This window comes from Borreliella japonica, assembly GCF_900099615.1.
Classification (GTDB): Bacteria; Spirochaetota; Spirochaetia; order Borreliales; family Borreliaceae; genus Borreliella; species Borreliella japonica.
This window is the reverse complement of the sequence record NZ_FMTE01000003.1, coordinates 84418-98893: the sequence shown is the minus strand read 5'-3', so window position 1 is coordinate 98893 and position 14476 is coordinate 84418. Positions and strand designations below refer to the sequence as shown.

At 31.0% G+C, this 14476-nt stretch carries 13 protein-coding genes; 7 read left to right on the top strand and 6 right to left on the bottom strand.

The features are described from left to right. The first annotated feature begins 84 nt into the window (after positions 1-84). The 6 genes from BLO14_RS02645 (at position 85) to BLO14_RS02620 (ending at position 7603) form a co-directional block, all read left to right on the top strand. Entirely contained in the window at positions 85-1671 is a 1587-nt protein-coding gene (locus tag BLO14_RS02645) for a peptide ABC transporter substrate-binding protein (protein ID WP_091972473.1), read from the top strand. A gap of 136 nt (positions 1672-1807) precedes the next feature. Further along, entirely contained in the window at positions 1808-3433 is a 1626-nt protein-coding gene (locus BLO14_RS02640; RefSeq protein ID WP_091972470.1) for a peptide ABC transporter substrate-binding protein, read from the top strand. Positions 3434-3764: 331 nt separating this feature from the next. Next, entirely contained in the window at positions 3765-4685 is a 921-nt protein-coding gene (locus BLO14_RS02635) for an ABC transporter permease (protein WP_091972468.1), read from the top strand. A gap of 12 nt (positions 4686-4697) precedes the next feature. Then, positions 4698-5747, top strand: coding sequence for an ABC transporter permease (locus tag BLO14_RS02630; RefSeq protein WP_091972467.1), 1050 nt, complete (start codon positions 4698-4700; stop codon positions 5745-5747). Positions 5748-5758: 11 nt separating this feature from the next. Continuing rightward, entirely contained in the window at positions 5759-6631 is an 873-nt protein-coding gene (locus BLO14_RS02625) for an ABC transporter ATP-binding protein (protein WP_091972466.1), read from the top strand. Then, positions 6632-7603 carry an ATP-binding cassette domain-containing protein gene (locus BLO14_RS02620; protein ID WP_091972465.1) on the top strand — a complete coding sequence of 324 codons (972 nt, stop codon included), beginning with the start codon at positions 6632-6634 and terminating at the stop codon, positions 7601-7603. 13 nt (positions 7604-7616) lie between these two features. Here the strand turns inward: BLO14_RS02620 and BLO14_RS02615 are convergent, their stop codons facing one another. Further along, on the bottom strand, positions 7617-8348 hold the full coding sequence (locus tag BLO14_RS02615) for an early set domain-containing protein (protein ID WP_200780488.1): 732 nt from the start codon (positions 8346-8348) through the stop codon (positions 7617-7619). A gap of 135 nt (positions 8349-8483) precedes the next feature. On the opposite strand from BLO14_RS02615, the gene eno reads away from it, so the two are divergent. Then, positions 8484-9785: a phosphopyruvate hydratase gene (eno, locus tag BLO14_RS02610; protein ID WP_091972463.1), complete on the top strand. Its 1302-nt coding sequence runs from the start codon at positions 8484-8486 to the stop codon at positions 9783-9785. Positions 9786-9852: 67 nt separating this feature from the next. On the opposite strand, the gene rpsI is transcribed toward eno, so the two are convergent. The 5 genes from rpsI to gatA are packed head-to-tail and all read right to left on the bottom strand — an operon-like array spanning position 9853 to position 14471. Beyond that, positions 9853-10263 carry a 30S ribosomal protein S9 gene (gene rpsI / locus BLO14_RS02605; protein ID WP_091972461.1) on the bottom strand — a complete coding sequence of 137 codons (411 nt, stop codon included), beginning with the start codon at positions 10261-10263 and terminating at the stop codon, positions 9853-9855. Then, entirely contained in the window at positions 10260-10724 is a 465-nt protein-coding gene (gene rplM / locus BLO14_RS02600; protein ID WP_091972457.1) for a 50S ribosomal protein L13, read from the bottom strand. The genes rpsI and rplM overlap by 4 nt, the downstream gene beginning before the upstream one ends. Before the next feature lie 52 nt (positions 10725-10776). Beyond that, positions 10777-11586, bottom strand: coding sequence for a hypothetical protein (locus tag BLO14_RS02595; protein ID WP_091972772.1), 810 nt, complete (start codon positions 11584-11586; stop codon positions 10777-10779). Beyond that, positions 11579-13036 carry an Asp-tRNA(Asn)/Glu-tRNA(Gln) amidotransferase subunit GatB gene (gene gatB, locus BLO14_RS02590; RefSeq protein WP_091972455.1) on the bottom strand — a complete coding sequence of 486 codons (1458 nt, stop codon included), beginning with the start codon at positions 13034-13036 and terminating at the stop codon, positions 11579-11581. Before gatB ends, BLO14_RS02595 begins: the two co-directional genes overlap by 8 nt. Further along, on the bottom strand, positions 13026-14471 hold the full coding sequence (gene gatA, locus BLO14_RS02585; protein ID WP_091972454.1) for an Asp-tRNA(Asn)/Glu-tRNA(Gln) amidotransferase subunit GatA: 1446 nt from the start codon (positions 14469-14471) through the stop codon (positions 13026-13028). Before gatA ends, gatB begins: the two co-directional genes overlap by 11 nt. Positions 14472-14476: the final 5 nt, after the last annotated feature.

The window sequence follows — 14476 nt, the reverse complement described above, 5'->3', positions numbered from 1 at the left end:
TTTTAAAATTAAGATTTAAAATTAATATCTACAGAAAAGCAATTTTAAAATTAAAGTTAGCCTTAAAAGGAGGTATAAAAAATTATGAAATTACAAAAAATATTATTTTCAATAATATTTTTTCTAACTTTTCTTTGTTGTAACAACGAGGAAAAAACAGAAGGAGTATCATTTAAAATAAGCTTGGGATCAGAGCCAAGCAGTCTTGACCCTCAATTATCAGACGATAATATTTCATCAAAAATGATAGATACGATGTTTAGAGGGCTAGTTACAGGCGATCCCAACACGGGGGGAAACAAGCCAGGACTTGCAAAAAATTGGGACATTTCTCCTGACGGAACTGTTTATACATTTACCCTAAGAGAACAAATCACCTGGAGCGATGGGGTTGCAATCACTGCAGAAGGAATTAGAAAATCTTATCTTAGAATTTTGAATAAAGAAACCGGCTCAAAGTACGTTGAAATGGTTAAATCAGCCATTAAAAATGGTCAAAAATATTTTGACGAACAAGTGTCTGACTCTGAACTTGGAATTAGGGCAATTGATGAAAGAACATTAGAAATAACACTAGAATCGCCAAAGCCCTATTTTATTGATATGTTAGTACACCAATCATTTATTCCGATACCAATTCATGTTACCGAAAAATACGGACAAAGCTGGACAAACCCTGAAAACATGGTTACCAGTGGTCCTTTTAAATTAAAAGAAAGAGTTCCTAACGAAAAATATGTGCTCGAAAAAAATGATAAATACTACAACTCAAGCGAAGTAGAAGTGCAAAACATTGCATTTTATACAACAAATGACAGCTCAACAGCATATAAAATGTATGAAAATGAAGAATTAGATGCCATCTTTGGTTCTATACCACCCGATTTAATTAGAGATTTAAAATTAAGAAGCGATTATTACTCATCAGCTGTTAATGCTGTATACTTTTACGCATTCAACACGCACATTAAACCGCTTGACAATGTTAAAGTTAGGAAAGCCTTAACCCTTGCTATTGACAGAGAAACACTTGCATATAAAGTTCTTGACAACGGAACTACTCCTACAAGAAGAGCAACTCCTAACTTTAGCTCATACTCTTATTCAAAAAATTTAGAATTATTTAATCCCGAAGTTGCAAAAACCCTTCTAGTTGAAGCTGGCTATCCTAATGGCAATGGATTTCCCATTTTAAAATTAAAATATAATACAAGCGAAGCAAATAAAAAAATTTGTGAATTTATTCAAAACCAATGGAAAAAAAATTTAAATATTGATGTGGAACTTGAAAACGAAGAATGGACAACTTACTTAAACACTAGATCAAATGGAAATTACGAAATAGCAAGAGCGGGATGGGTAGGCGATTATGCTGATCCTTCGACATTTTTAAGTATATTCACACAAGGATACACACAATTTTCATCTCACAATTATTCAAACTTAGAATACGACGAACTTATTAAGAAATCTGATCTTGAACTTGATCCGATAAAAAGACAAGACATCTTAAGGCAAGCAGAAGAAATAATTATTGAAAAAGATTTTCCAATAGCTCCAATATACATATATGGGAATAGTTATCTTTTCAGAAATGATAAGTGGACGGGCTGGAATACCAATATTTCAGAAAGATTTGATTTATCTCAACTAAAATTAAAAAATAAATAATTAATATTTAATTAAACAAAAATCGTCTATTAATTTGCTTTTTATAGACGATTTTTGTTGACTTTATTCTAAAAAAAGATAAAGATATCTTAAATTTATAAATAATTTTAAATTTTAATTTGGGGAAAAGGTTAAAATGAGCTTTAATAAGACTAAAAAAATCTCTAAAAAAATTAAGATAGCAACACTAATCATGCTTATCGTGTCCTTAATTACATGTAATAATAGCTCGGAAAAGGAAAAATTAACATTTAAAGTATACATAGGGGGAGCGCCCTCATCGCTTGACCCTCACTTAGTAGATGAGACAATCGGAGCAAGAATTTTAGAACAAGTATTCTCAGGATTCTTGACATTAGATACTAAAACAGGAAAGCTTAAGCCTGGACTTGCTAAAAATTGGGAAACCTCAAAAGATAAAAAAACATATCAATTTCACCTAAGAGACAATCTTGTTTGGAGCGATGGAGTTTCAATTACCGCTGAAGGAATAAGAAAATCTTTTTTAAGAATTTTAAATAAAACAACAGAATCTACACATGTTAGCATGCTTAAATCAATAATAAAAAATGGACAAGAATATTTCGATGGAAAAGTATCTGATTCTGAACTTGGAATTAAGGCAATTGATGAAAAAACATTAAAAATAACACTTACATCTCCAAAGCCCTATTTTCTTGAATTACTTCTACATCACGCATTCATGCCAGTACCTATTCATGTTATTGAAAAACATAAGGGAAATTGGACAAACCCTGAGAACATGGTTAGCAGTGGTCCTTTTAAATTAAAAAAAAGATTACCTAATGAAAAAATTATATTTGAAAAAAACGAAAACTATTACAATGCAAAAGAAGTAGAACTTGAAGAACTTGTCTACATTACATCTGACAATGATCTGACTGTGTACAATATGTACAAAAACAACGAAATTGATGCTATTTTTAACAGCATCCCTCCAGACATTGTAAATGAGATAAAACTACAAAATGACTATTATCAACACAAAAGTAATGCAATTTATTTATATTCGTTTAATACAAAAATAAAACCCCTTGATGATGCTAGAGTTAGAGAAGCTTTAACGTTAGCCATTGACAGAGAAACTTTAACTTACAAAGTACTCAACGATGGTACAGTTCCCACAAGAGAAATAACTCCTGATCTTGAAAATTATAATTACGGAAAAAAATTAGCTTTATTTGATCCCGAAAAATCTAAAAAACTTTTAACAAAAGCTGGATATCCTAATGGAAAAGGATTTCCAATACTAACACTAAAATATAATACAAACGAAACTCATAAAAAAGTTGCTACATTTATTCAAAACCAGTGGAAAAAAATTTTAAATATAAATATTATGCTTACCAATGAAAATTGGCCCGTTCTTACCAATAGCAGAAATATAGGTAATTTTGAAATAATAAGAATTGGCCGCATTGGAGAATATTTAGATCCACACACATACTTCACTATATTCACAAGCGAAAATTTGCAACTTGCATCATACGGATATTCAAACTTAGAATTTGACAAACTCATCATAGAATCTGATTTTGAAGAAGATCCTATAAAGCGAAAAAAATTACTCAGAAAAGCAGAAGCAATAATAATTGAAAAAGATTTTCCTGCCGCACCAATATACATATATTCTGGACACTATCTTTTCAGAAACGACAAATGGACTGGATGGAATCCTAATGTATCAGAGGTTTATTATTTTTCTGAACTAAAACCAATCAAAAATACAAAACACAATTAATATTTTTATAAAGGACCAAACATAGCTCAATACAGATATTAAAAATAATATTTAAGTCTAACATAAAAGCAAAGCTGGCTAAATTACGCTCAAAAGAAGAGTCTTGTTAAAGCAAAAACCAAATCCTTCTCTAATCAACATAACAAGATTTTCAATAAAATTTTAAAAAAAACAAAGTTCATTTTATTGAAAATCAAATTATTAAGTATAAGGTTGTTCAACCTTGTACTTAATCAAAAATTATCAACTATAGCTTGAAAAACAATAAATACTATATGATATAATTGACTAATACATAATGTTGCCAATACCTATTTACAAAGGAGCAAAAATGTTACGGTTTACTTTAAAAAAATTAATAGGAATGATACCAACTTTACTAGCAATAATTTTTCTATGCTTTTTTGTAATGAGAATGGCCCCTGGAAGTCCATTTGATTCTGACAAACCTATTGATCCTCAAGTAAAAGCAAGATTGATGGAAAAATATCACCTTGACAGACCTTTTTACATTCAAGCTTTTTATTATATTTCAAACGTTCTCAAAGGAGATCTAGGACCTTCTTTAAAAAAGAAAGACCTTACGGTTAATCAATACATAAAATTAGGATTTCCAAAGTCACTTACACTCGGAGTAATATCCCTTATTATATCACTATCAATAGGAATACCAATAGGAATATTAGCTGCTATTTATAAAAATACTTATATAGATTACATAATAACATCAATAGCAATATTAGGAATTTCCATACCATTATTCGTAATAGGACCAATTTTACAATACTTTTTTGCAATTAAATGGGGCTTACTTTACACCTCCGGATGGATTACAGAAAGAGGGGGATTTTCAAATTTAATCCTACCTATAATAACCCTTAGCATGCCCAATATAGCTATTTTCGCAAGAATAATCAGAGGTTCGATGTTAGAAATAATACAGAGTGACTTTATAAGAACTGCGCGTGCAAAAGGGCTAAGTTTTAGAAAGATAGTTATAAAACATATGCTAAGAGGAGCAATGCTACCTGTAGTAAGTTATATAGGCCCAGCATTTGCTGCTATAATTTCTGGAAGCGTAGTTATTGAAAAAATATTTAGAATTGCTGGAATGGGAATGTTTATAACAGAATCCGCACTAAACAGAGATTACCCAGTATTAATGGGTGGATTGTTGGTATATTCAATAATACTGCTTATTTCTATATTAATATCAGACATTATATATAAAATGTTAGATCCAAGAGTATAAGAGGAAATCAAAATGAATAACCTTGAAAAACAAAATGAAAAAAACAATTCTAAACCCGAAAGGAGAGCTTGGTCAAGATTTAAAGAAAATAAACTAGCATTTGGCAGTCTTTTTGTAATTGGATTTTACATCTTAGTTGCCATCCTACAACCAATATTGCCAATATATAAATACCATGCTCAAATAGTAGAACATTCCGATTTGCCACCATCTTTCCAGGCTGCTGGAGAATTATGGTACAAGAAAGAAAAAAAATTTATTGAAAAATTAGCAAAAAAAGAAAAAAGAGAAATAAGTGAAGACGAACTAAAAAAACTCGAAGACATAAAAAGAAAAATAGAAAATGAAGTTCAAATAATAGATAAAAAGGAAGTAAAAATACATAAAAGAGTGTACTTACTTGGAACAGACAATCTTGGAAGAGATTTGCTTGCAAGATTAATACAGGGCAGTCAAATCTCTCTTTCTGTGGGATTTATTGGGGCTTTCTTGTCTATGATAACAGGAACTATTCTAGGCTCAATAGCAGGATTTTTTGGGGGATTGCCTGACAAAATAATCACTAAAACAATCGAAATTCTTTATGTATTGCCCTATTTGCTTATTGTAATAATACTAATGGCCATAATGGAAAGAAGTATAATAGGACTATTTATTGCACTTGCATTTGTATCGTGGCTAACAGTAGCTCGAGTTGTACGGGGCCAAGTACAATCACTATCAAGTTCAGAATTTATACAAGCAGCTAAAACTTTTGGTGCAACAAATCAAAGAATAATCTTAAAACACTTAATCCCCAATAGCATTGGAATGATAGTTATATTCACAACAATAAGAGTTCCAAGCTTTATTATGGCTGAAGCATTTTTATCCTTTTTGGGACTTGGAATTTCAGCTCCAATGACAAGCTGGGGAGAATTAGTACAAAATGGAATTGCTACATTTGTTGAATATCCATGGAAAGTTTTTATTCCGGCCATAGTTATGACAATATTTCTATTATTTATGAACTTTTTAGGTGACGGATTAAGGGATGCTTTTGATCCAAAAGATAGTATCTAGGGAGAAATTGAATGGAAAAAGAAAATATATTGGAAATAAAAAATTTAGCAATTGAATTTAGATTAAAACATACAACAATTCATCCCGTAAGCAATATTAACCTATCTGTAAAAAGAGGAGAAATTAGAGCCATTGTCGGAGAATCTGGAAGTGGTAAATCCGTAACAAGCATGGCTATTTTAAAATTATTACCAGAACTTACAACAGTATATAAAAGTGGAGAAATACTATTTGAAAATCAAGATCTGCTAAAACTTAGTGAAAAAGAACTTTTAAAAATCAGAGGGAATAAAATATCAATGATATTTCAAGACCCAATGACTTCATTAAACCCATTTTTAAGAATATCAACTCAGCTTGAAGAAACAATAATCTTACACCAAAGATTGGGAAAAAAAGAAGCCAAAGAAAAAGCAATAGAAATGCTAAAAACTGTTGGCGTCGTAAATGCAGAAGAGAGAATAAAACACTTCCCTCATCAATTTTCAGGGGGGATGAGACAAAGAGTCATGATTGCCATGGCGCTCAGCTGTCATCCGTCCTTACTGATAGCAGATGAACCGACAACAGCCCTTGATGTTACAATCCAAGAGCAAATATTATTATTAATCAAAAACCTATCTAAAAAATTCAATACTTCTATCATATTTATAACTCACGACCTTGCGGTTGTTGCTGAAATTTGTGACACAGTATCTGTCATGTATCAAGGAAAAATTGTAGAAGAAGGAACAGTAGAGGAAATATTTAACAACCCTAAACACCCTTACACCATTGGACTTTTAAAATCAATTCTTACTCTAGAGCACGATCCAAATAAAAAACTTTATTCAATAAAAGAAAATCCTGTTGAAATCACAAAAACTAGTATTGAGGAGTTTTAAATGAGCAGTAAAAAAGAAATAATTCTTAAAGTAGAAAACTTAATACAAACATTCACAACTGGAGAAGATTTTTTATTTTGGAAAAACAAACAAAAAGTAAATGCAGTAAACAATGTTAGCTTTGAAGTTGAAAAAAATAAAACTTTAGGACTCGTCGGAGAATCTGGGTGCGGAAAATCCACTACTCTTCGCTCAATAATGCAACTTTACACACCAACTTCTGGAAATATTTACTTTAACGAAAAAAACATAACTAAACTTTCAAAAAAAGAACTCTTAAGAACAAAAAAAGATATGCAAATGGTATTCCAAGATCCCCATACTTCACTTGATCCGAGAATGACAATAAAAGAAATAATAGCAGAACCACTAGAAATATATAATGAAAACAAAATTCTTCCAAAAACAAAACAAGAAATAGAGCAAAGGGTAAACGAACTAACAGATATTGTCGGGTTACATAAAAGCATGTTAGCTAGATATCCTCATGAATTTTCGGGGGGTCAAAGACAAAGAATAGGAATTGCTAGAGCACTAGCTTTAAATCCTAAACTTTTACTTTTAGATGAAGCCGTTTCTGCACTTGATGTATCAATCAGAGCTCAAATTTTAAATCTGCTAAAAACACTGCAAAAAGAATTCAATTTGTCTTATTTGTTCATTTCTCACGATCTTGCTGTAGTAAAATATATGAGTGATAAAATCGCTGTAATGTACCTTGGAGTTATACTAGAACTTGCACCCAGAGAAACACTATTTTCAAACCCAATTCATCCATATACTAAAATGCTAATAGCATCAATTCCCGAAATCAACCCTGAAAAAAGAAAAAATAAAAATATAAAGCTAGACGAACAAACTCTGGCAAACATTAGAAAAATTCACTTATCAACCCAAGTACACCCAAAACTTGAAGAAGTAGAAAAAGATCACTTTGTATCTCAATACCTTTTTGACGAGATGAATAAATAAACAATTTAAAAGCTCATTTATGGTCAAAATAGGAGACTTCAAAATCTATTTTATTATCAATCCCCTCAACAAAGTATAAATTAATTCTATTAACATTATTTTTATCTATTACTTTGTTACCAGAATCAATGAAATAATAATAAATTCTATCCTTGGGTAAATTTTTAAGCTTAATAGTATAAATTCCCTTATTGTCTTCTTTTTCAACAAGCCTATTTAAAAAAGGATTAAAATTGTTAAAACTACCAGCTATTGTAACTATTTGTCCAGGACGGCCTATGTAAAAAATTTCAATCTCATTATTTTCATACGATTGTATTGGATTTCTCAAAGAAATATAGCTAGATTTCTCTTTAGCAACCTCAATTTTAGAAAACGGAATTAAATCCTCATTATAAACCACATTTTTATTATACTCGTCATTAGTCCAAACACCGTCTACAATAAGTCTATATTTTATATCACTTGTACCATGAGGAATATTAACTTTAACAAAAAAAACTCCATACTCATTTTTTTTGAATAAATATTTCTTGGAATACTGATCAAAATCAAAAGCAGCAAAAATTTTTCTAATTTCTTTACTAGGAGGATAAAACAATAATACCCGCTTGGAATCAACCATAGGTTCAAGATTGTCTTTTCTTGTTGAAACTTCTAAAAAATCGTTTAAACTTAAATCAAAATCATACATTATATAATCATTCGAAAAAAGATTGTTAGCACATAAAGTTGCAAAAATCAATAAACATAAAAGCCTTTCTCTCATAAATTATATACAAAACTCACAATAATTCTTTTGATAAAATACTACACATTTAGACTTTTTAACATTATACTAAAAACATACATTAAAGTAAATAATACGAGGAGTACAAAAATGGGTTTTCACATTTATGAAATCAAAGCCAGACAAATTATTGATTCTAGGGGGAATCCAACAGTTGAAGCTGATGTCATTTTAGAAGATGGGACTTACGGAAGATCTGCTGTACCATCAGGTGCATCAACAGGAATTAACGAAGCTGTTGAGCTTAGAGATGGTGATAAATCTGTATATATGGGAAAAGGGGTTTTAAAAGCAATTGAAAATATAAAAAACATAATTGCCCCAGAACTTGAAGGCATGAGCGCCTTAAATCAGGTTGCAATTGACAGAAAAATGCTTGAACTTGATGGAACCCCTACAAAAGAAAAGCTTGGTGCTAATGCAATCTTAGCAGTTTCAATGGCTACAGCCAAAGCTGCTGCAAAGTATCTTGGACTAAAGGTTTATCAATATCTTGGAGCGTACAAAGCTAACATTTTACCTACACCTATGTGTAACATAATTAATGGTGGTGCACATTCTGACAACTCTGTTGACTTTCAGGAGTTCATGATAATGCCAGTAGGAGCAAAAACTTTCAGTGAAGCAATAAGAATGTCAGCAGAAGTTTTTCATACACTAAAAGGCATTCTAAATGGCAAAGGGTATGCAACCTCTGTTGGAGATGAAGGGGGATTTGCTCCAAATTTAAAATCAAATGAAGAAGCCTGCGAGATGATTATAGAAGCAATAAAGAAAGCGGGATATGAGCCTGGAAAAGACATAGCAATAGCTCTTGATCCAGCAACATCTGAGCTTTATGATCCAAAAACAAAAAAATATATACTTAAATGGTCAACAAAAGAAAAGCTTACTTCAGAACAAATGGTTGAATATTGGTCAAAATGGGTAGAAAAATATCCAATTATTTCAATTGAAGATGGCATGGCCGAAGAAGATTGGGATGGATGGAAAAAACTTACAGATAAAATTGGAAACAAAATACAACTTGTTGGAGATGATTTATTTGTAACAAACACCTCATTTCTTAAAAAAGGAATTGAAATGGGAGTTGCTAATTCAATTCTTATCAAAGTCAATCAAATTGGAACACTAACAGAAACATTTGAAGCTGTGGAAATGGCTAAAAAAGCGGGCTACACAGCAATAGTTTCCCACAGGTCGGGAGAAACAGAAGATACAACAATAGCTGATCTTGTTGTAGCTCTTGGAACAGGACAAATAAAAACCGGTTCACTCTCAAGAACAGACAGAATAGCAAAATACAATCAACTCATAAGAATAGAAGAAGAATTGGAAACGACTGCCGAATACCACGGTAAAAACGTCTTTTATTCTATTAAGCAAAAATAAAAAAAATCCCTTTTAAAGGGATTTTTTTTTGCTTAAATAAAAATGTAAAATTATAAAAAAAATAAAATTATCTTTTGGAAAATTGAAAACTTTTTCGTGCTTTTTTCTTTCCAAATTTTTTACGTTCAACTTTCCTTGAATCTCTTGTTAAAAATCCATTAGATCTCAAAATCATCTTATTAGATTCATCAAGTTCAAAAAGAGCCCTTGAAATACCGTGCCTTATTGCCCCCGATTGACCTGAAATCCCTCCCCCATAAACATTAATATAAAGATCATATTTTCCAAGCGTATTTGTCAAAACTAAAGGCGATAGTGCTATTGTTCTTAAATTTTCAAGTTGAATGTAAGAGTCAAGGTCTCTATTATTTACTTTTATATTGCCACTACCCTCTCTAATGTAAACTCTAGCAACAGAAGATTTTCTCCTACCAGTTCCCATTGATAAATTAACATTGCTAAAATTTGATTTTTTCATTTTACCTCTCTTGAATTAGATTCCAATTTTACAGGATTTTGAGCTTTAAGAGTATGCTCTGAACCAGAAAATACTTTTAAATTTCTAAAAAGATCGCGCCCTAAAGGCCCTTTTGGCAACATACCCTTAATAGCAATCTCAAGAGGTGCGCAAGGTTTTCTCTCTGACAATGTTCTAAAAGTGTCAGAATAAAGACCTCCCGGATATCTCGAGTGTCTATAATAAAGCTTTTGTTGATATTTCTTTCCCGTAAGTCTAACCTTAGCGGCATTAATAATAATAACATTGTCACCTAAATCTTGATGGGGAGTATAATAAGCCTTATGCTTGCCTCTTAAAATCCTAACAACATCCACAGCAACTTTACCTAAAATTCTATCTGCTGCATCAATTACATACCATTTTTTCTCAACAGTCTTTGGCTTGATCCAAATCGTAACATTATTAGTTATTCTATTCATAATAGCACATTACCCTTACATATAATTTTATGCATAAATCTTATTCATTGTATTATTTGCAAGGATCACTGTCAAGCCCATCAATAAACTTATTCTTAAGAGCAAAACAAATTTTTTTAAAATTATCCAGATCCCCTTTAGAAAACTTCAAAGGAGCAATAGATGGAGTATTAAAATTTGGACTAATTAAATACCCATATTTGAGAAATTCATTAAAAATTTCAGCATGATAAGAAGCATTATAAAGGGGAAACATATATCTATCAGTCACTCTAAATAAGGGAGTAGCAAAAGAATTAAAATCAACATTAAGATTTTTCCTATAAAATAAAAGTTTGCTTAATGTATGTCTAGCCAAAGATAAAGTTACAGCATCAAAATTATCCTTAAATTCTATTTTTCTGGAAAGATTATCTAGAACAACAATACTAACGGACATATAATCGGGCAAAGGAATATTAAAAATCATAGGATATTTGATGTTTCTAAATCCTATTTTAAACTCATATATTCCTTCTTCTTTTTCCCAAGGCATAAAAACTTTATCTTTACCAGTTAAAGATAATAAAAATTCTTTTGCATCTTCTTCTAGTTTGAAAATATAAACAGATCCAGCCTCTTTAAAAAAAGTAAATACTAAGTTGGTAAACTGATTTTTAAAAACAGAAGGATAAGGGGATATCAAACCCCTTGACATAGTTTGCTTAAAAAGGCGATTTAACCCTTGAATCCTATAGCCTAAAAAATTTTTTCCACCATTTAAATATAAATCCAAATATCTCTTGCCATGAATATCGTAAAGATAAAAAAATCTTGCCCTTTTAATCACCGGCAAATTGTCTATTAAGGACAAATCATACATTTGACAAACTTTGTAAAAGAATTTCATTTGCAAGTATAGGATTAATCTTTCCTGAAGATTTTTTCATTACTTGCCCCATCATAAATTTGATAGCATGATCTTTACCCTTTTTGTAAAGTTCAATTGATTTAGGATTTTCATTTAAAACTTCAAGCACAATCTGATTAATAACAAGCTTGTCGCTTATTTGCTCTAATTGATTTTCACTTATAATAACAGAAGCACTAACTTTTCTGGTCATCATCTCTGAAAACACCTTTTTTGCCATTTTACCACTTATTTTACCAGCAATAATAAACTCAACAAGCTCTGTAATGTAGCTTGGAATCAAATTAAATTCAAGAACACTAATTCCTTTTTCATTAAGAACATTTAAAACTTCAGATAATATCCAATTGGCCACTTTCTTAGGATCACTTGCATTAATAACAGCCTCTTCAAAATATCTAAGCAAGTGTTTATCTGATGTTAAAGTAATAACATCAAAATCGCTTAGTCCATATTGATCTTTAAGCCTAACTCTTGCATCAAATGGAAGTTCAATTAACTTTAAATTTTTAATATTATCAATATAAAAATCATCAATCTCTATTAAAGGCAAGTCGGGTTCTTGAAAATAGCGATAATCAGATACTGTCTCCTTATCCCTTTGAATTACTGTCATTCCACTCTTATCATCAAATCCTCTAGTGTGCTTGCCACAACTATCAAGGGTTTTTCTAAATTGAACCCACTCCTCTTGCTGCCTTAATTCTTCATATTCAATGGCAACTTTAATAGATTTAAAAGAGTTTAAATTTTTTATTTCAGCTATGGGAGTTTTATACTCAACGTTATTCTCTTTGACAATTAAATTGACATTTACATCACATCTAAAAGAACCATTCTCCATATTGCATTCCGACAAATCAAGATACCTAAAAATTTCTCTTAAAGAACTTAAAAAAGCAACTGCTTCATCCCCACTGCTAATATCTGGAGCAGAAACAATCTCAAGCAAAGGAGCACCCGAACGATTAAAATCAATATAGCTCTGATTTTCACTATCAGACAAATGTAGACTCTTACCCGAATCTTCTTCCATATGAATTCTAATAATGTTAATCTTTTTGACCCCTGAAGAGGTTTCGATCAATAAACTTCCGCCCTCACAAATCGGCTTATCATTTTGCGAGATTTGATATCCTTTTGGCAAATCTGGATAATAATAATGTTTTCTATCAAATTTAACAACATGTCTAATCTTTGAATTTGTGGCATGCCCTGCCAAAATTGCACTGTTAATAAGCTCTGCATTCACACTTGGCAATGAACCAGGCAACCCAAGACAAATTGGACAAACACGGGAGTTGGGAACTCCTCCAAAATCATTCTTACACCCACAAAAAGCCTTTGTTCTTAAACCCAGCTGAATGTGAATTTCTAATCCAATAACTAATTTATATTCCATTCAATCCTAATTCCCTAATCACATTTTTCGAAAAACTTAAAAGTTCAAAATCCTTCTTGCTGCGCCCGATAATTTGCATTCCAATCGATAGTCCTTCTTTATCCTTAAAATACGGAAGCGAAATAGCAGGAGCTCCAATAAGATTTGCAATCACCGTACAAATATCTGAACAATACATTTTAACAGGATCATCAAAATCCAAACCAACTTTAAAAGGTTTAACAAAGCTTGTTGGAGTAATAATAAAATCGAAATTTTCAAAAAGCTTGTTAAATTTGGGAATAATTAAATTTTGAAGAATTTCACAAGCTTTTGAATAATATTTGGCATCATAACCTTCTGACAATAAATAATTTCCAAGAACAATACGCCTTTTAACTTCTTCTGACAAGAAATCACTCCTATGCTTAAAATAAAAATCATTAAGACTCAAATTTTCTGATATTCTCTTACCATAACAAAGTCCGGTATAACGAGCAAGATTAGAGGATGCTTCAACAGGAGAAATTGTATAATAAATTGATAAGATAAAATTAATCTCTTCTATTGAAACTTCTTTTATATTAATACCTTTTGACAAAAGATCAAATTTAAATTTGGAAAAACCACTTGCAACATCTTTGTCCATTAGATCTTCACTGAGTTCTTTAATCACAGCTAAATTTTTACCTTGCAACGACTCAATTTTTAAAGGATAAAAATCATCAAGAATGTCTACACTAGTAGAATCCATTTTATCAGCTCCACAAGTATGCTTTAAAATCAAAGCAATATCTTCAATAGAATGAGAAAAAAATCCTATTTGATCAAAAGACGAAGCATAAGATGCAAGCCCATATCGAGAAAGGCCTCCATAAGAAGGTTTGAAGCCCAAAATTCCTGAAAAAGATGCAGGAAGCCTAACAGAGCCTCCAGTATCACTACCAAGCGAAAAAGGTGCTTGAAAAGATGCAACTACAGCTGCGGATCCCCCGGAACTGCCACCTATAACATATTTTCTATTTATTGGATTTAAAGTTGGACCATAATAAGAAAATTCACAGGTAGAACCCATAGCAAATTCATCCATATTGGTTCTACCAATTAGAATTGCTCCTTTATCCTTAAGCCTCTTGATCACGGTTGCATCATAAGGAGAAATATAGCCTTTTAAAATTTCAGAAGCACAAGTTAAAGATTTATCTTGAATTGAAATATTATCTTTAACGGCAATAAGCATTCCAATTAAAGGCAAATCTTCTAATTCAAAATTTTTTAAACAATCGTCATACTTTTTTGCAATCTCTAAAGAATCATCAAAAAATTCAATATATCCATTAATATCCTTATTTGATTCATAATTATTTCTATAAGCAAGTAAAATGTCATAAATTTTACATTTTTTGGTTAATACTAATTCTTGAATTTTGGTTAAAGTTAAATTGTTTAAGTCCAAGGCCT

Excerpts from the sequence above, each read along its gene's own strand:
- BLO14_RS02645 (WP_091972473.1), top strand. The coding sequence starts at position 85 with ATGAAATTACAAAAAATATTATTTTCAATAATATTTTTTCTAACTTTT.
- BLO14_RS02640 (WP_091972470.1), top strand. The coding sequence starts at position 1,808 with ATGAGCTTTAATAAGACTAAAAAAATCTCTAAAAAAATTAAGATAGCA.
- BLO14_RS02635 (WP_091972468.1), top strand. The coding sequence starts at position 3,765 with ATGTTACGGTTTACTTTAAAAAAATTAATAGGAATGATACCAACTTTA.
- BLO14_RS02630 (WP_091972467.1), top strand. The coding sequence starts at position 4,698 with ATGAATAACCTTGAAAAACAAAATGAAAAAAACAATTCTAAACCCGAA.
- BLO14_RS02625 (WP_091972466.1), top strand. The coding sequence starts at position 5,759 with ATGGAAAAAGAAAATATATTGGAAATAAAAAATTTAGCAATTGAATTT.
- BLO14_RS02620 (WP_091972465.1), top strand. The coding sequence starts at position 6,632 with ATGAGCAGTAAAAAAGAAATAATTCTTAAAGTAGAAAACTTAATACAA.
- eno (WP_091972463.1), top strand. The coding sequence starts at position 8,484 with ATGGGTTTTCACATTTATGAAATCAAAGCCAGACAAATTATTGATTCT.
- rpsI (WP_091972461.1), bottom strand. The coding sequence starts at position 10,263 with ATGAAAAAATCAAATTTTAGCAATGTTAATTTATCAATGGGAACTGGT.
- rplM (WP_091972457.1), bottom strand. The coding sequence starts at position 10,724 with ATGAATAGAATAACTAATAATGTTACGATTTGGATCAAGCCAAAGACT.
- BLO14_RS02595 (WP_091972772.1), bottom strand. The coding sequence starts at position 11,586 with ATGTATGATTTGTCCTTAATAGACAATTTGCCGGTGATTAAAAGGGCA.
- gatB (WP_091972455.1), bottom strand. The coding sequence starts at position 13,036 with ATGGAATATAAATTAGTTATTGGATTAGAAATTCACATTCAGCTGGGT.